Annotated in this window: 20 protein-coding genes; 13 read left to right on the plus strand and 7 right to left on the minus strand. The window is 72.1% G+C overall.

What is annotated here, in order from left to right:
- The first annotated feature begins 19 nt into the window (after positions 1 to 19).
- Complete coding sequence (locus tag ACWIYF_RS26925; protein ID WP_448625893.1) at positions 20 to 169, plus strand: hypothetical protein; 150 nt, start codon at positions 20 to 22, stop codon at positions 167 to 169.
- A gap of 120 nt (positions 170 to 289) precedes the next feature.
- Positions 290 to 463: an SHOCT domain-containing protein gene (locus tag ACWIYF_RS26930; RefSeq protein ID WP_448625894.1), complete on the plus strand. Its 174-nt coding sequence runs from the start codon at positions 290 to 292 to the stop codon at positions 461 to 463.
- 41 nt (positions 464 to 504) lie between these two features.
- On the opposite strand, the gene ACWIYF_RS26935 is transcribed toward ACWIYF_RS26930, so the two are convergent.
- Positions 505 to 1371 (minus strand): hypothetical protein, encoded by an 867-nt coding sequence (locus tag ACWIYF_RS26935; RefSeq protein ID WP_448625895.1) that lies wholly within the window; start codon positions 1369 to 1371, stop codon positions 505 to 507.
- A 281-nt stretch (positions 1372 to 1652) separates the two neighbouring features.
- Between ACWIYF_RS26935 and ACWIYF_RS26940 the strand changes: the two genes are divergently transcribed.
- Positions 1653 to 2342 (plus strand): SDR family oxidoreductase, encoded by a 690-nt coding sequence (locus tag ACWIYF_RS26940; protein WP_448625896.1) that lies wholly within the window; start codon positions 1653 to 1655, stop codon positions 2340 to 2342.
- A 21-nt stretch (positions 2343 to 2363) separates the two neighbouring features.
- Here the strand turns inward: ACWIYF_RS26940 and ACWIYF_RS26945 are convergent, their stop codons facing one another.
- The 4 genes from ACWIYF_RS26945 to ACWIYF_RS26960 all read right to left on the minus strand — a co-directional run bounded on the left by ACWIYF_RS26945 (position 2364) and on the right by ACWIYF_RS26960 (position 4920).
- Positions 2364 to 3644, minus strand: a complete 1281-nt coding sequence (locus ACWIYF_RS26945) for a hypothetical protein (RefSeq protein WP_448625897.1) — start codon at positions 3642 to 3644, stop codon at positions 2364 to 2366.
- Positions 3645 to 3759: 115 nt separating this feature from the next.
- Complete coding sequence (locus tag ACWIYF_RS26950; protein WP_448625898.1) at positions 3760 to 4230, minus strand: GNAT family N-acetyltransferase; 471 nt, start codon at positions 4228 to 4230, stop codon at positions 3760 to 3762.
- The gene (locus ACWIYF_RS26955; RefSeq protein ID WP_448625899.1) at positions 4227 to 4430 is read right to left on the minus strand and encodes a hypothetical protein; all 204 of its coding nucleotides are present in this window, start codon (positions 4428 to 4430) and stop codon (positions 4227 to 4229) included. The genes ACWIYF_RS26950 and ACWIYF_RS26955 overlap by 4 nt, the downstream gene beginning before the upstream one ends.
- A 19-nt stretch (positions 4431 to 4449) precedes the next feature.
- The gene (locus ACWIYF_RS26960; protein WP_448625900.1) at positions 4450 to 4920 is read right to left on the minus strand and encodes an ArsI/CadI family heavy metal resistance metalloenzyme; all 471 of its coding nucleotides are present in this window, start codon (positions 4918 to 4920) and stop codon (positions 4450 to 4452) included.
- A gap of 98 nt (positions 4921 to 5018) precedes the next feature.
- Between ACWIYF_RS26960 and ACWIYF_RS26965 the strand changes: the two genes are divergently transcribed.
- Genes ACWIYF_RS26965 through ACWIYF_RS26980 form a run of 4 tightly spaced genes read left to right on the plus strand, consistent with a single transcriptional unit; the run spans position 5019 to position 7755 of the window.
- Positions 5019 to 5372, plus strand: coding sequence for an Rv2640c family ArsR-like transcriptional regulator (locus tag ACWIYF_RS26965; RefSeq protein WP_448625901.1), 354 nt, complete (start codon positions 5019 to 5021; stop codon positions 5370 to 5372).
- Positions 5372 to 6100 (plus strand): aquaporin, encoded by a 729-nt coding sequence (locus ACWIYF_RS26970; RefSeq protein WP_448625902.1) that lies wholly within the window; start codon positions 5372 to 5374, stop codon positions 6098 to 6100. Before ACWIYF_RS26965 ends, ACWIYF_RS26970 begins: the two co-directional genes overlap by 1 nt.
- Positions 6097 to 6507, plus strand: a complete 411-nt coding sequence (locus ACWIYF_RS26975; RefSeq protein WP_448625903.1) for an arsenate-mycothiol transferase ArsC — start codon at positions 6097 to 6099, stop codon at positions 6505 to 6507. Before ACWIYF_RS26970 ends, ACWIYF_RS26975 begins: the two co-directional genes overlap by 4 nt.
- A 42-nt stretch (positions 6508 to 6549) precedes the next feature.
- Entirely contained in the window at positions 6550 to 7755 is a 1206-nt protein-coding gene (locus ACWIYF_RS26980) for an MFS transporter (RefSeq protein WP_448625904.1), read from the plus strand.
- Between the two features lie 29 nt (positions 7756 to 7784).
- On the opposite strand, the gene ACWIYF_RS26985 is transcribed toward ACWIYF_RS26980, so the two are convergent.
- Positions 7785 to 8756 carry an FkbM family methyltransferase gene (locus tag ACWIYF_RS26985; protein ID WP_448625905.1) on the minus strand — a complete coding sequence of 324 codons (972 nt, stop codon included), beginning with the start codon at positions 8754 to 8756 and terminating at the stop codon, positions 7785 to 7787.
- A gap of 597 nt (positions 8757 to 9353) precedes the next feature.
- Here ACWIYF_RS26985 and ACWIYF_RS26990 point away from each other — a divergent pair.
- From ACWIYF_RS26990 to ACWIYF_RS27010, 5 genes are read left to right on the plus strand one after another with little or no spacing between them, the layout of a single operon-like run.
- Complete coding sequence (locus ACWIYF_RS26990; protein ID WP_448625906.1) at positions 9354 to 9584, plus strand: type II toxin-antitoxin system Phd/YefM family antitoxin; 231 nt, start codon at positions 9354 to 9356, stop codon at positions 9582 to 9584.
- 3 nt (positions 9585 to 9587) lie between these two features.
- Positions 9588 to 9830: a type II toxin-antitoxin system RelE family toxin gene (locus tag ACWIYF_RS26995; protein WP_448625907.1), complete on the plus strand. Its 243-nt coding sequence runs from the start codon at positions 9588 to 9590 to the stop codon at positions 9828 to 9830.
- The gene (locus ACWIYF_RS27000) at positions 9827 to 11323 is read left to right on the plus strand and encodes a hypothetical protein (protein ID WP_448625908.1); all 1497 of its coding nucleotides are present in this window, start codon (positions 9827 to 9829) and stop codon (positions 11321 to 11323) included. The genes ACWIYF_RS26995 and ACWIYF_RS27000 overlap by 4 nt, the downstream gene beginning before the upstream one ends.
- Before the next feature lies 1 nt (position 11324).
- Complete coding sequence (locus ACWIYF_RS27005) at positions 11325 to 12149, plus strand: hypothetical protein (protein WP_448625909.1); 825 nt, start codon at positions 11325 to 11327, stop codon at positions 12147 to 12149.
- A 32-nt stretch (positions 12150 to 12181) separates the two neighbouring features.
- A complete protein-coding gene (locus ACWIYF_RS27010) occupies positions 12182 to 12472 on the plus strand; it encodes a hypothetical protein (RefSeq protein ID WP_448625910.1) in 291 nt (96 codons plus the stop codon).
- Between the two features lie 13 nt (positions 12473 to 12485).
- Here ACWIYF_RS27010 and ACWIYF_RS27015 read toward each other — a convergent pair whose 3' ends face one another.
- A complete protein-coding gene (locus tag ACWIYF_RS27015; RefSeq protein WP_448625911.1) occupies positions 12486 to 12914 on the minus strand; it encodes a hypothetical protein in 429 nt (142 codons plus the stop codon).
- A 332-nt stretch (positions 12915 to 13246) separates the two neighbouring features.
- On the opposite strand from ACWIYF_RS27015, the gene ACWIYF_RS27020 reads away from it, so the two are divergent.
- Positions 13247 to 13750 carry a hypothetical protein gene (locus ACWIYF_RS27020; RefSeq protein ID WP_448625912.1) on the plus strand — a complete coding sequence of 168 codons (504 nt, stop codon included), beginning with the start codon at positions 13247 to 13249 and terminating at the stop codon, positions 13748 to 13750.
- The last annotated feature ends 75 nt before the right edge of the window (positions 13751 to 13825 follow it).

The raw sequence follows: 13825 nt of genomic DNA on the forward strand, positions 1-13825 counted from the left end.
CCTACCCCGGGAGGACCCCGTGCTCGGATTCCTGGTACTGCTGCTGATCGTCTGGCTCGCCCTGATCGTCATCGGGGCGGTGGTCAAGGGACTGTTCTGGCTCGCCGTCGTGGGGTTGCTGCTCTTCCTGGCCACCTCAGCCCTGGGCTGGACGCGCCGGCGCACCTGAGGCGGCCGAACCCCTGGCGGGCCGGGGCCGCCTTGGCCATCCTGTGCCGTCGGCGCGCGAGGGCCGCCGCTGATCAGCGAGGCGCGGCACGAGAAGACGATCGAACGGCAGTCGCAGTACGTGCACGTGCAGACCCCCGGCGTCCCCTACGGGATGCCCGCGGCGCCGCCCGCTCCCGCCGCGCCGCAGGTGGACCTGGTCGAGCAGCTGCGCAAGCTCGGCGAGCTGCGCGACGCCGGCATCCTCACCGAGGAGGAGTTCGCCGCCCAGAAGGCGAAGCTCCTCGGCTCCTGATGGCGGCCTCGGTGGGCTTCGGTACAGAAAGCCCACCGGGGTCAGCGCCGGAGCGCGGTCACCAGGCAGCCCCCCGCCGACTCGGACGCCTCGACGGCGAAGCCGAGCTGCAGCAGGACCTCGGTGACGGCGGCGTTCATCGCCAGCGCGACCGCGGCGTCGGCGTACGCCCCGCGCGAGTGCTCGACGCTCATGCGGTCGTGCGCGTGCCAGCCGACCAGGACGCCGCCGCGCGCGAGCTCGGGGGTGAGGCACACCCCGCCGGCCGTGCCGCCGGGAGCCGGGGTGCGCTGCGCGCAGTCGTGCAGCGGCAGTCCGGCCTCGACCAGCGCCGCGGCCACCTCCACGACGAGGGTGGTCAGCGGATCGGTGTCGGTCAGCAGGTCGTCCCAGTCGTCGTCCAGCCGGTCCAGCTGCTCGCCGAGGACGCCGAGCCACGCCAGCTCCTCGGGCGTGGGCCGCAGGGTCAGGCCGCCGTCGGCACGCAGCACACCGTGCGCCGCAACGGCCGGGAGGTTGCCCGCCAGGGCGGCCCAATCGGCGTCCAGCCGGTCGGGAAAGGGGCCGGCCACGACGTGATGGCCCGCGCCGTCCTCGGCGTCCTGGACCAGCCACCACCCGGTGCCGGACGGGACGCCGGCCGGGGGCGCGACCGGCCGGACCGCCACGCCGACGGCCTCGCGCCGGGTCTCCCCGCCGGGGGCGTCGGCGGGCCCGGTCGCGGCCCGGCTGCCCGCCGGGTGCGCACTCGCCCCGCGTGCGGCGGACCGCTGCTGCTGCGGCACCCGGTTGCGCTCGAACTCGTAGCGGGCGGTCGAGCTGGCGCCCAGGGCGACGACGAGGCATATCAGTGCGAGAAAACCGAGCGCGGCCACCGCAGGCCACATCAGCGCCACACCAACGCTCACGCGGGGTCTCCTCACACACGTCCTGGCCGCGACCGGGGAAGGTGTCGCGGTAGCCGGGAAAGTTACGGACCTCCCTCCCGCGACACGCCCGTTCGCGCAGGCCGGAGTCGCCCCCGTCACCGATTCGTTGCGGCGGGCCCGCCGGACGGCGGATGACCCGCCGCACAGGGCGCCGCCTTGTCGACAAGCTGCGGTTTTCCCCGCGTGCGGGGCCGGGAACGCCGGTCGGTCATCCCGATCGGGGACGTCGGCGACGGCGTGTCGGCTGCCATGCTGGCCGCATGGAGCGGTGCGTGGTGGTCACCGGCGCGACGGGCGGGATCGGCGCCGCGCTGGTCCGATGCTTCGTCGAGCGCGGGGACGCCGTGGTCGCGGTCGCCCGGCCGACGTCCGCGCTCGACGCACTGTGCGAGCGGACGTCGGCCACGCCCGCCCCGCTCGACCTGCGCGCGCCCACCGACCTGCCACCCGCGCTGCGCGCCCTCGACCGGGTCGACGCGCTGGTGCACGCGGCCGGCATCGCGGACGTCGCCGCCGTCGAGGAGACCCCGCACGAGCTCTGGCAGGACATGTTCGCCATCAACGTGACCGGTCCGGCGGAGCTCACCCGGGCGCTCCTCCCGGCGCTGCGCGCGGCGCGCGGGCGGGTGGTGTTCGTCAACGCCGTCGCCGGGCTGCACGCCGTCCCCCGGTGGTCGGCCTACGCGGCGAGCAAGGCGGCGCTGACCGAACTGGCCGACGCGCTGCGCCTCGAGGAGGCGCCGCACGGCGTGCGGGTGACCAGCATCTTCCCCGGCGGCGTCGCGACCGAGCTGCTGCGCACCGTGCGCGGCCGGTTCGGGCACGAGTTCGACCCGGCCCGGTGCGTCTCCCCGGAGAGCTTCGCGCAGGTCGTCGCCTGGACGCTGGACGCGCCCGCCGACGTCGACCTGCACGAGATCGCGCTCGAGCCGCCTCCCGTGGTGGCCTGATAACGGGTCCGCGGCCCGCGCTCATGATCGTTGTGGGGTGGTTCGGCTGCGGCGGAGTGCCCGGCGCCACCGTTTTGCCTGCTCCGGCTGACCTGCTGTCGTGTCCCCGCCGTCGGGAGCCGGGTGCCGGGCTGCAGCCTCGGTGGCCGCAGCGGGGATCTCCACCGACGGCTGGCTCTTCACCCTGTCGAGGACCGCGCCGGCCTGCTGGTCGACGAACCGGGTGAACGTCTGCTGGGCGTAGCCGAAGACCACGGCCCAGGCGAGGATCTGCGCGGAGGAGTCCAGAGCGCTCAGGCCGGGCACGAACCCGCCGCGCATGAGCAGGATCCCGAGGACGGCGGTGAGTGCGCCGAGCGGGAGTTTGAGGACCGCCAGCGCGACGGGGATGGCCAGCGGTGTGCTGCTACCGCGGACCTTGCGCAGGGCCACGGTGGCGGAGATGGCGGCCGCGGCCAGGCCGAGCGCCTCGACGGTGAGCAGGTCCCACCGGCCGGCCGCGTCCCGGATGGTCTCGTCGACCGCCTCGGACGGCGTGGTCCCTGCGTCCGCGCCGTCCTCTCGGACCGCCCGCTGCGACGTGGGACAGACGACCGTCACGCGGTCGTCGCTCTGGGGGGCGAAGCACAGCGGGACCGTGGCCGGGCTGCTGATGCTCAGGACGGCGGCCATGGCGGCCAGCAGGATCAGGATGGTCGAGGTGACGACCAGGGTGTTGCGGAAGCTCTGCGCCTGCATGAGCGCACGGACCTCTTCGGAACTCGCCGCCCGCACCGCCGCGACGATGACACCGCGCTCCTCCTCGGTGAAAGCCTCCACGCGGGCCGACGACGCCCGGGTCCGGCCCCCGTTCTGGCTCCGCTTCGTGGCCTGTCGCTGCGCGACCAGTGCCTCCAGCTCCACCCTGCGCGCATCGGTCACGGCGAGGTACCGGCGGACATGGGTCAGCAGTCCTGGCAGCTGGCCCTCCAGGTAGGCCGCCGGCGCCAGGCGCAGCAGCGTCGCCTCGGCTGCGTCCAGGTTGCTTGCGGTGCGTTGCAGGCTGGCGCCGGTCATCCCCCGCCACACGCTTCGATCCCCGGCGGCGGTCCGGCGGGCGATCTCGAGGTGCCGGTGGATGGCGGTGGACAGCTCGCGGCGTGCCGTGCGGCCCGGCTCGCTCGCCTCCGCGTGCAAGGAGTCCAGCCACCGCCGCAACGTCTCGAGCTCGTTGGCCCGGGTGACCGCACCCTCGCGCCAGGGCCGGCTGGCCGGCCGCTCGACCGGGAACGGTGGAGCCACCTCGTCGTCCACGTCCGCCATCGCCGCACCCTCCCGGACACTGCTGCCCGCACAGCGTGACCGCGCAGCATCACGGCGGCGTCACTCCGGCGACAGCCCACGCCCTGCACATGGGCGCGCCGTCCCGACCGGTCTGTCAGCCGCGGCCGGAACGGAGCAGGGCGTGGGTCGTGTCCGGGCAGGCGCCCTGCAGCTCGGCCGAGCCCGTGAGCTCGGCCGGCAGGTCCTCGCGCGGAACCGGCGCGAAGCCGAAGCGCGGGAAGTAGCCGGCGGCGGTCTCCGTGAGCAGGGCGACCGGTGCGCCGAGGGCGTCGGCCCGCTCGAGCGCGGCGGCGGTGAGCGCTGCGCCGACGCCGCGGCCGCGCCGGTCCGGCTCGACCGCGGCGGAGCGGAGCAGGAACGCGGTCCGCGGGCCGCCGCCGTGCCGCTCCAGCGCCACCGTCCCGGCGAGCCGGCCGTCGACCTCGGCCACCAGGACGGCGGCGTCGTCGAGCCCGTCCAGGGGCAGGCCGGCCCGGGCGACGAGCTCCCGGACGGCGGGCAGGTCCGCCGGTGTCGCCTCGCGGACGAGCACCGGCGGGACCTCCACTCCGGGCGGCGTGGTCATGCCCGGGCGCAGCACGCCGCGTCGCGCGACGTCCTGGTGGCCAGGCGCTCGGCCCAGCGCTGCACGCGGTGGCCGGTCCGCGCCCAGGCGCCCGGCCGGCAGCACCGGGCGAGGGCGGCGAGCCGCGCGCCGGCGGCCCGCCGGCGCAGGTCGGCCGCGTGGCCGGTGACCAGGAGCTGATCGAGGTCTGTCGTCGTCATCGTGAACCTCCTCGACCGGTCAGCAGCAGGCGGCGGATGCGGCCGGCTCGGCGCCACCGGCCGCCTGGCTCGCGTCGCTACCGCAGCACCGGGGACCGTCGCAGGTCTCGCTGAAGAAGGTCTCGCTGTCCGCCAGGACGGTGTAGACCTCCCACCGCTCGCCGCCGGGACTTCCCTCGACCCAGAACTTGTCCTGCTTCGCGTAGCAGCAGGTGGTGCCGCGCTCGTCGACCGAGGCCAGGCCGTGCGCGGCCAGGCGCGTCTGCTCGGCGTCGACCTCGTCGACCGAGGCGACCTCCACACCGAGGTGGTTGAGGGTGCCTCCCTGGCCGGGGTTCTCGAGCAGCACCAGTTTCAGCGGCGGGTTCGCGATGGCGAAGTTGGCGTAGCCGGGACGGCGCTTGGCCGGCTCGGTGCCGAACAGCGTGGCGTAGAACGCGGTGGCCGCCTCGACGTCGTCGACGTTGAGGGCGAGCTGGATGCGGGACATGCGGCACCTCGCAAGGATTAGACGTTCATCTAACTCGGACGCTGGAGAGGTTGCCAACGTCTTTGACGTATGTCAACAGGGTTGGCACGATGGGGGCCATGCCGAAGGCCCTGCCCGTCATCGACACGACCGCCCCGATCTGCTGCGCCCCGGTCGCGGCCGCGCCGATGGACGCCGACGCGGCGCTCGAGGTGGCGGTCCGGCTCAAGGCGCTCGCGGACCCGGTGCGGGTGCGGCTGATGTCGATGCTGCTCGCCGCCGACGAGGTGTGCACCTGCGACCTCGCGCCGGCCGTCGGGCTGACCGAGGCCACGGTGAGCCACCACCTGGCGGTGCTGCGCAAGGCCGGGATGATCAGCGACGGTGAGCGCCGCGGGATGAACGTCTACTACCGGGCCCGCCGCGACTCCCTCGGCGCGCTGTGCCGGGTGATCGACCCCGACTGCTGCTGATGCCGCTGCCTGTGCTGGCCCGTCAGGCAGCCGCCGAGTTCCTCGGGTCCGCCGGACTGGTCACCGTCGTCATCGGTTCCGGCATCGCCGCCCAGCGGCTCTCCCCCGGCGACACCGGCCTGCAGCTGCTGGAGAACGCCCTGGTCACCGGCGCCGGGCTGGTCGCGCTGATCCTCGCCTTCGGCCCCGTCTCCGGCGGGCACTTCAACCCGGTCGTCACCCTGGCCGATCGGATCTTCGACGGGGTGAGCGGTCGCCAGGTCGCGGCCTACCTGCCGGCGCAGCTGGCCGGCGGCGTGGCCGGCGCGGTCGCGGCCAACCTGATGTTCGACCTGCCGGCGGTGCACCTGTCCACCCACGACCGCTCCGGCGGCGGGCTGTGGTTTTCCGAGGCACTGGCCACCTTCGGGCTGGTGGTGCTGATCTTCGGGCTCGTCCGCGCCGGTCGCGGTGGGCTGGCCCCGTTCGCGGTCGGCGCCTACATCACCGCCGCCTACTTCTGGTCGTCGTCCACCAGCTTCGCCAACCCGATGATCGACGTCGCCCGGATGCTGTCGGACACCTTCGCCGGCATCGCTCCGGCCTCGGTTCCGATGTTCGTGCTCATGCAGCTGCTCGGCGGCGCGGCCGGGGTCGCCGCCGTGGCGCTGCTCCACCCGCACATCGCCGCACGCGCCGACGCCGCCGTCGTCCCGCACGAGAACCCCACGACAGGAGAGGCCCGATGAGCCGAACGCCCAGCGTCCTCTTCGCCTGCATCCACAACTCCGGCCGCTCCGTCGCCGCCCAGGTGCTCACCCGCCACCACGCCGGGAACGCCGTCGAGGTCCGCTCCGCCGGGTCGGAGCCCGGCGCCGGGGTCAACCCGGTCGTCGCCCAGGTGCTCGCCGAACGCGGCCTGCCGGTCACCGACCACACCCCGACCAGGCTCGACGCCGACCTCGTTCGGGCCGCCGACGTCGTGATCACGATGGGCTGCGGGGAGACCTGCCCGGTCTTCCCCGGCAAGCGCTACGAGGACTGGGCCGTCGACGATCCGGCGGGCCGGGACGCCGACACGGTGCGGCGCATCGTGGACGACATCGATGCCCGCGTCCGCACGCTGCTCGCCGAGCTGGCCCCGACCCGACCCTAGGGGGGACCACACTCGACGACACCGACGCGCAGGAGCAGGGTCATGTCCCCATCCGCCCGGGACGGTGGCGAGACGCCGTCCGGCACGGCCGGGACGACGGCCGCCTCGGCGCGCCCCCTCCTGGCCGGGATCGCCGCGAACCTGGCGGCAGGAACCCTGTTCGGCTGGAGCCTGGTGGCGCAGGACGCCGCGGCCGGCGTGGGCATGTCACCGGGGGCCTCCGCCGCCGTCTTCGCGACGGCGATCGTCGTCTTCAGCGCGGTGCTGCTGTGCGTGGGACCCGCCCAGCGGCGGTACGGCCCCCGCCGGGTGCTCTCCGCGGCGGCCGCCACCGGCGGGGCCGGACTGCTCCTCGCAGCGGCCGCGGGCGGACCGCTCGCGCTGTGGTCCGGGGTCGCCCTGCTCTTCGGCATCGCCAACGGGCTGGGCTACGGGGTCGCGGTCGGGCTCGCGGCACGGACGCCGGAGGGACGGCGCGGCACCGCCACCGGTCTCGTCGTCGCCGCCTACGCCGCCGGCCCAGTACTGCTCGGGTTGGTCGCGCCCTCCGCCCTGCAGGGCGTGGGCTGGCGGTCCTACCTCGTCGGCCTCGCGGTCGTCGTGACCGTGCTGCTCGCCGTCGCCGCGCACTACGCCCCCACGGATCGGATCGGACCCGCCGGGCCGGGCGCCCGGGCAGCTCGTCCCCCGCGCGGGCCGGTGATCCTGCTGTGGCTGGTCTTCGCCGGCGGGACCGCCCCCGGCCTGGCGCTCTTCGCGCTCGCCGTCCCGCTGGCCGGCGAGCGGCACCTGGGTCCCCAGACGGCGGCGCTCGCCGTGTCGGCACTCGCGGCCGGCAACCTGCTCGGGCGGCTGGCGGCCGGCTGGGCCTCCGACCGGATCGGGCGGCTGCCGGCCCTCACCGTCGCGCTGGCGACCGCCGCCGTGGGCCTGGGCGGCCTCACCGGGCCCACGTCTCCCCCGGTCGTGCTGGCCGGGTTTCTCGGTACGGGACTGGCGTACGGCGCCGTGTCCTCGCTGGTCCCGGCGGCCACCGCGGACCGGGTCGGTCCGGACGCCTTCTCGGCCGCCTACGGCCGGGTCTTCACCGGGTGGGGCTGCGCGGGCCTGCTCGCTCCCCTGGCCGGCGCGACCGTCCTCCGACTCGCCGGCCAGCACCCGTGGCTGCTGTGGCTGATCGCGGCGCCCCTGATCCCCGCGGCCCTGGCCGTGCTGGTGCTCGCCAGGCCGGGGCCACCGGCGCGATAGCCCGCTCCCGAGTCCTCGCGCATCCGGCGTCAGGCGGCCGCAGCCAGGACGGCGGGCCCGATCGTGCTGCGGGGATGGAAGGCGAGGAAGTTGAACCCGTGGACGGTGTCGGTCTTGATCCGGCCCACGTCGTCCAGCTCGCCGATCTCGACCGGCCCGTTCCTGGTGCAGGCGTAGACCCGGAAGCCGAGGCCCTCGAGCACCGCCCGGGTCGCGGTGTGCTCGGGGTCGCTGCCGTGGTCCTCGAAGATCAGGACCACGTCGCGGTTGGCCAGGGTGTCCTCGCCGCCGGCGAGCGCCGCGGATTCGGCGCCCTCGACGTCCAGCTTGATCAGCAGCGGCCGCTCGTCCGGCCAGTAGCGGCGCACCACGCGGTCGATCGTCGTGGTGGGGACGCAGGTCGTGTACTGCCCCGCTGCCGCGGCCCGTGGGCCGTGCAGCACGCGCGAGCCGGCGTGCCACTGCGGGTGGCTGACCATGGTGAGGTCCACGTCGGGCTCCGACCACAAAGCGGCCTGCTGGCACACGAAGCGGTCGGCGTTGAGCCGGGCGTTCTCCCGCAGCCGCTCGAAGACGGCCGGCACGGGCTCGACGGCGACCACGCGCCCGGGCTCGTCGCACTCGTCGCTGGTGACGACGCTCCAGTAGCCGAGGTTCGCGCCGCCGTCGAGGAACGCGCAGCCGGCTCGCATGGCCGCGGCGAAGTACGGCTCGAGCTCGGGTTCGTAGTGGTACGTCGGGTCGAGCAGCTTGACCGCGTACCCGTCGCCCAGCGGCACGAGGAAACGGCCGTGGCCGGTGTCGACCACAGCGTCGTTGTGCGGCTCGAACAGGTGGGCCAGCAGCCAGGTCACCCGGTGCGCGCCGCGTTGGCCGAGTGGGCGCGCGAGCAGGACCACCGCCCGGAGGATCCCGAGCTGCACCTGCGCCTGCAGGCCGCCACGGACGTCGTGCACGCGCCGCCACGGGCGGGGGACGCGCCGGATGCGGTTCAGCAGCATCCCGAGGAGCTCACGAAAGGATCGAGGCACGGTGCTGGGCCTCCAGCATCGACGTTCGAGCGACAGCGGATGCGGGCACCCTAGGGGCGATCCGTAGCGTCCTGGCCCAGATCCGCACCCGCCCGGCGGCCCACGCCGCCTGCCTCGTCGCCGAGCGGAGGGCGTGGGATTCGAACCCACGATGGGTGTAACCCCATAGCGGTTTTCAAGTCTGATCTTTGAGGTCAGCTGGAGATGCCGATATCGGTATAGCCCCAGGCTGAGAGCCGTTTGACAGTGACCGCTGCTCGCTCTTGTTGGCCCTCGCGTGCCCGCTGTACGGGCACGCAGCGGCCACGAGCGTGCGCGATGGCGACCTCGGAGAAGGCTCCGCGCCATCGCCCTCAGGCATCCGCACGTCACCCCCCCGGCGCCGCCGAGCCACCAAGCGCTAGGCACGCGCGAGCCAGGCCCGCTGCCAGCAGCGTTATGGCACTGATCACTGGTCCGGGTAGGGCGTAGTCATCCAACCCTCAAGAGCGACATGCACGAGAGGCGGTTGCAGTTCTGTACGGAAGTATGTACGTTTTCACCGTAGAGCCCCTGGAGGAGCCACCCATGAACAACACCGCACCCCTGACCGAGGTCCGCGACAACCTCCGCGAGATCGTCGACGACGTTGTCGACACCGGCAACGTCTACACCATCACCCGCCACGGGCGAGCCGTCGCCGTGGTCCTCAGCTACGACGAATACGAGTCCCTGGTGGAGACCATGAACATCCTCGCCGACAGCCACGCCATGGAGGCCATCGCCGAGGGTGAGAGCGAGATCGGCGGCGAAGTCTGAACAATGGCCGTAGCACTGACAAAGCGGGCCAAAAAGGATCTCGACCAGCTCCCTGAGGCCCTGCGTGACAAGGCCCGCGTGTTGATCGAGCGGCTGGAGAGCGAGCCAGCGCTGGGTAAGAAGCTCCTGGGTCCACTCGCCGGCAAGCGCTCAATCTGGCTCGGCCGAACCCACCGGATCATCTACACCGAGGCGCCACAAATGACCGTCCTTGCGGTCCCCATGCGTCGGGACGCATACCGGTGAGCGCCCGCCCCCTGCCCCAGGGCGGACCCGAGCGCAACATTTTCCTGGTCGGACTCCGGCGCCTCAGCGACCAATGCGAGGCGCCGGAGCTGACCCCCGAATGCCCCTTCTACGAGCCCACCGCGCAGGGACCCGGATGCGGCGAGCAGTGCAAGGACCTCCTCGCCGAGCACGTCGGCGGTCACCAGCCGGAAGTCTGGCAGGACCTCGGCGGAGGTCTGGCCGCGATCCGGCGACCCGCCCCGCGACCCCGCCGCAGCCCCGCCCCCGATCTGCGGCCGTTCGACGCCGCGGGCATCGGGATCCGGGACCGCGATCGCCCGGTGGAACAGCGTCGAACCATCACGCTGATCCGCGACATCCGCGACCATCTGGCGACTCCGCCTGCATTTTTTGCCGACCTGCACGAGCGGGCCTACGTGGTCGCCACCTCCTACGAAGAGCTGACCAAGCGCAACGTGGACGCAGACCTGATGGTCCGATGCGGGGCTGCCACCCGGGTCGAGGCCGGAGTGTTGTTCTCGGTACTGGCCAAGGAGATTCTCGGGAACGCCGGCGTTCCAATCGACGATGAACTGCAGCAGATGCCCGAACCTGATCCGGCCTGGCGCAACCTGCTGGTACAGGCGCGGGCCGCCGACAAGGCGGAAGATCAGGATCTTCTGGCCTATGCAGCGACTGGCGCCTTCGGCCGACGCGTTGGGCACTGGCTCGCGACGGCGACCATCAACGAGGTCTTCGACTGGACCGCTCCGCCGGTTGCGGACTTCTTGGCCCTGACCCGCCCCGCGTGGACGGCGGACCAGGTGGCACGCGCCACCTGGCTCGTCGAGCGGTTCACCGAGACATACCTCGAGGACTGGACCACCGACTCGCTCGAGATGGAGTGGGGCTACCTGCACAGCGAGCACCCGGGATGCTGTCCGCCCGAGGCCATGCGAGAACGGCCCACCGACGTCACCGACGTTGCCCGACTGCTCGCTGACCGACACCACCAGGAATGGAAGCAACGACCGACTTCCATCGTGGACCGGCAGTTCTCGGCCACCGACTTCACCCGCGCCGCCGCGGAAAACCTCGCTGCGGGCCGACAAGACGCAGCGGCCGCGATCCTGGCCGCCGTGCTTCGGCTGTCGCCGGACAGCCCCGAGGCCAACAACAACTACGGCTTCTGCATCCTCCCCACCGACGTCGCGCGGAGCTTGGGACATCTGGAGAAGGCGGCCACCAACATCTCCGAGGCAGTCGAACTCACGAACGCAGCGAACCGTGTGCTGGCCCTGCACCTACTCGGCCGTGATGACGAGGCGCGAGCGTTAGCAGAACATGCCCTGGCGCTGCCCACGAAGGCAACGCCGTCGTACCTCTGGACCCATGGCTCAGGCCCACTAAGGCTCACCGAGCCGATCAGCCCGAGAGACCACCTGGAGCAGCTCTACGAACACCTGCTGAGCGAAACCCGCTGGGACAGCTGCCGCGCGACGGCGGAGTGACATGAACATCGTGGCCAAGGGACGTGGTCTGCTGACCGCGTCTGACTTGCGCCATCATCTGGTGAAGCCGCCGTCGTCGGGTCCACGGCGACGGCGGATTGACCTAGCGCGTGCGACCTTCGCCGATCCGGCCGGCCTGGTCGCGCTCGCGGCAATCGCCGAGCGGGCACACATCGATCGCGTCATGATCGAGTTCACGCCGCCGTCGGACCAGGACTGCGCGGTGTATCTGTCCCGGATGCGCTTAGGGCAGCACCTGCGTGACCTAGGCGTCGATCATGGCCTTCCCACCGTCCATGAGAACCCGCTTGGCGACCGCCTCCACGAGCTCACCCGGTTCAGCAGCGAGGAGGAGTTCGACCAGCTCGCCGCCACGGTCGAGCGCACCTTCGAGAAGGAGCACCCGGGCACCGCCCGCGACCTCTATCGCGCCCTCCATGAGGTCGCCAGCAACGTGCTCGAGCACAGCGGGCGCTCCGGCGGATACCTGGCGCTCCAGCGCTTCCCGCAGCGCAACGACGTCGCCTTCGCCGTCGCCGACAGTGGCATCGGGCTGCGAGGCAGCCTCTCGAAGCGCATGACCGTCGACGACGACCGGACGGCGCTCGTCCGCGCCGTTCAGGTGCACGTCACCTCTCTCGACGCACCCGGCCGCGGTCGAGGACTGGGACGCGTGATCGCCACCACCGGGCATCACCACGGCGCCGTCCTGCTCCTGAGCGGGTCCAGTCAAGGCGTCTTCACCGGCGGTCACTTCGACCCGTGGGTCGCGGATCTCGCCGCGCCGTTTCCCGGGACGCTTGCGCAGGCGAGGCTCCATCTGTAAAGACTGTCAGTCATGACATGGAGACTGCTGGCATGACAGTAGCCGTGGTCCCAGTCGAGATGCCACAGCTCAGCGGCGGCCGGAAGCGCGCACAGGCGCTCGTCCGACCGATCAGCCAGCAGTTGCGCGGTGGCACCGTCATCCTCGACTGCCGTCAACTCATCGCGGGGACCGCCTCCTTCGCGGACGAGATTGTCAGACTGGTTCTCGTCGACGGCGGAGCCAACCTGCTGGAAGTCCGCAACGTCGACCGGGACTTCGGCCAGGACCTTCTGACAGCCGCGAAGGACCACGGCGTCTCCAGTCAACTCCGCATCGTCTAGCCACCCACGTTCGCTAGAGGTTCTCCCCAATAGCCGTCCCGCTGGCCTTCATCGCCTCCAGCCACGTCGTGTTCTCGTTGGCGGCAGGGCCCTCGCCTTGGGACCAGTTCAACGCAGCGTCGGCCCAGACGATGAACCGCTGCCGGCAGGTGTCCGAGGACACGCGATACAGGGCCGTCTGGAAGGAGCCGCGCGTCGTCCGCAGGCGGTCCTCGGTCTCTGAGGAGGGCACCTCCTCTCGCTCGTTGTCGATCAGCGCGCGGCGGTAGGCAGTGGCGGCGTCCTGGAGACTGGTGAGGGCTTGTCGCTGGAACTCACGGGCGGCCGCGGCCCGCCGCTCCATCCGCTCGAACTTGGCGACGTGTGCCTTCCATGCCTCGGCCGCCAGCTGGCCCCCGATCGTCAGCAAGCCGCCGATGATCACACCCCACAGCGCACTCATCGGTCACCCATCCGCGTGGCGTCCGCTACTGACTTCGGCCATGCAGTCCAGGGTGGGCGCCTTAGTAAACGAGGCCGCGCTTCTCGGGCCGGGACACGCCGCACCTTCCGTCACGAATCTCCCGGACCGCCTCGGCCGTCCCCGGTGGCCAGACACAAATCCTCGGCCGTAAGAGCCATGGCAATGGTCAAAAAGACGCATAGATCACCAACTGCAGACTGACAAGATCAAGAGGGACACACGTCTTGCATTTCGGGTTCGCCTTCTCGTGGTGACGAGTACGCAGGCGCCGAAGGCGGGTGCTGCACAGCATGGCGCGCGAGGATCAGGCCATGGCCAAGCAACGAGGTGAGGATCCGGACGTGCTGCACCGCAGGGCACAGGCCGCAATCCTGTCCGGCCTCGCCGGCGGGAACGACGACGTTTTCGAGCTCATGGTGTCGGTCCGGCCGAACGACGTCCGCGGGCACTTCACGCCCGACGTCGCGCTGCTCGAGGTCGCGGCGGCGGCGCTCAGGCTCGCGTGCCCGCCCGGTACTGAACGGCTGGAGTACGAAGGCCTCACGGACCGCTACCTGGCGGACCTCGCGATGGACGGCCGCACCGTGCGCCGCCGGACGCAGTACGCCAGCTACGCCGCCGCCTGCATGCGTGGGGGACTGCATCCGGATCTTCCGCAGGAGGCCGGGAGATGGGAACCGAGGCTGTGGACGTACGCCGTCTCCGCGGTCGTTCTCTACAGCCGAGCGGCGGCTGACCGTCTCGGACTACCCCTCCCCCACGTCGCATCGAAAATCGCTGAGGGGCTTGACCTCGAGCTGTCTGCGATGCCGTGAGGCTGAGCTGCAATCTCCAGACCTCCTGCAGTACCGGGACACGACCTCGAAACACCGGCAGCCGCACGTCGTGGC

The organism is Geodermatophilus sp. URMC 64, from assembly GCF_053502555.1.

Excerpts from the sequence above, each read along its gene's own strand:
- ACWIYF_RS26940 (WP_448625896.1), top strand. The coding sequence starts at position 1,653 with ATGGAGCGGTGCGTGGTGGTCACCGGCGCGACGGGCGGGATCGGCGCC.
- ACWIYF_RS26945 (WP_448625897.1), bottom strand. The coding sequence starts at position 3,644 with ATGGCGGACGTGGACGACGAGGTGGCTCCACCGTTCCCGGTCGAGCGG.
- ACWIYF_RS26950 (WP_448625898.1), bottom strand. The coding sequence starts at position 4,230 with ATGACCACGCCGCCCGGAGTGGAGGTCCCGCCGGTGCTCGTCCGCGAG.
- ACWIYF_RS26955 (WP_448625899.1), bottom strand. The coding sequence starts at position 4,430 with ATGACGACGACAGACCTCGATCAGCTCCTGGTCACCGGCCACGCGGCC.
- ACWIYF_RS26960 (WP_448625900.1), bottom strand. The coding sequence starts at position 4,920 with ATGTCCCGCATCCAGCTCGCCCTCAACGTCGACGACGTCGAGGCGGCC.
- ACWIYF_RS26965 (WP_448625901.1), top strand. The coding sequence starts at position 5,019 with ATGCCGAAGGCCCTGCCCGTCATCGACACGACCGCCCCGATCTGCTGC.
- ACWIYF_RS26970 (WP_448625902.1), top strand. The coding sequence starts at position 5,372 with ATGCCGCTGCCTGTGCTGGCCCGTCAGGCAGCCGCCGAGTTCCTCGGG.
- ACWIYF_RS26975 (WP_448625903.1), top strand. The coding sequence starts at position 6,097 with ATGAGCCGAACGCCCAGCGTCCTCTTCGCCTGCATCCACAACTCCGGC.
- ACWIYF_RS26980 (WP_448625904.1), top strand. The coding sequence starts at position 6,550 with ATGTCCCCATCCGCCCGGGACGGTGGCGAGACGCCGTCCGGCACGGCC.
- ACWIYF_RS26985 (WP_448625905.1), bottom strand. The coding sequence starts at position 8,756 with ATGCTGCTGAACCGCATCCGGCGCGTCCCCCGCCCGTGGCGGCGCGTG.
- ACWIYF_RS26990 (WP_448625906.1), top strand. The coding sequence starts at position 9,354 with ATGAACAACACCGCACCCCTGACCGAGGTCCGCGACAACCTCCGCGAG.
- ACWIYF_RS26995 (WP_448625907.1), top strand. The coding sequence starts at position 9,588 with ATGGCCGTAGCACTGACAAAGCGGGCCAAAAAGGATCTCGACCAGCTC.
- ACWIYF_RS27005 (WP_448625909.1), top strand. The coding sequence starts at position 11,325 with ATGAACATCGTGGCCAAGGGACGTGGTCTGCTGACCGCGTCTGACTTG.
- ACWIYF_RS27010 (WP_448625910.1), top strand. The coding sequence starts at position 12,182 with ATGACAGTAGCCGTGGTCCCAGTCGAGATGCCACAGCTCAGCGGCGGC.
- ACWIYF_RS27015 (WP_448625911.1), bottom strand. The coding sequence starts at position 12,914 with ATGAGTGCGCTGTGGGGTGTGATCATCGGCGGCTTGCTGACGATCGGG.
- ACWIYF_RS27020 (WP_448625912.1), top strand. The coding sequence starts at position 13,247 with ATGGCCAAGCAACGAGGTGAGGATCCGGACGTGCTGCACCGCAGGGCA.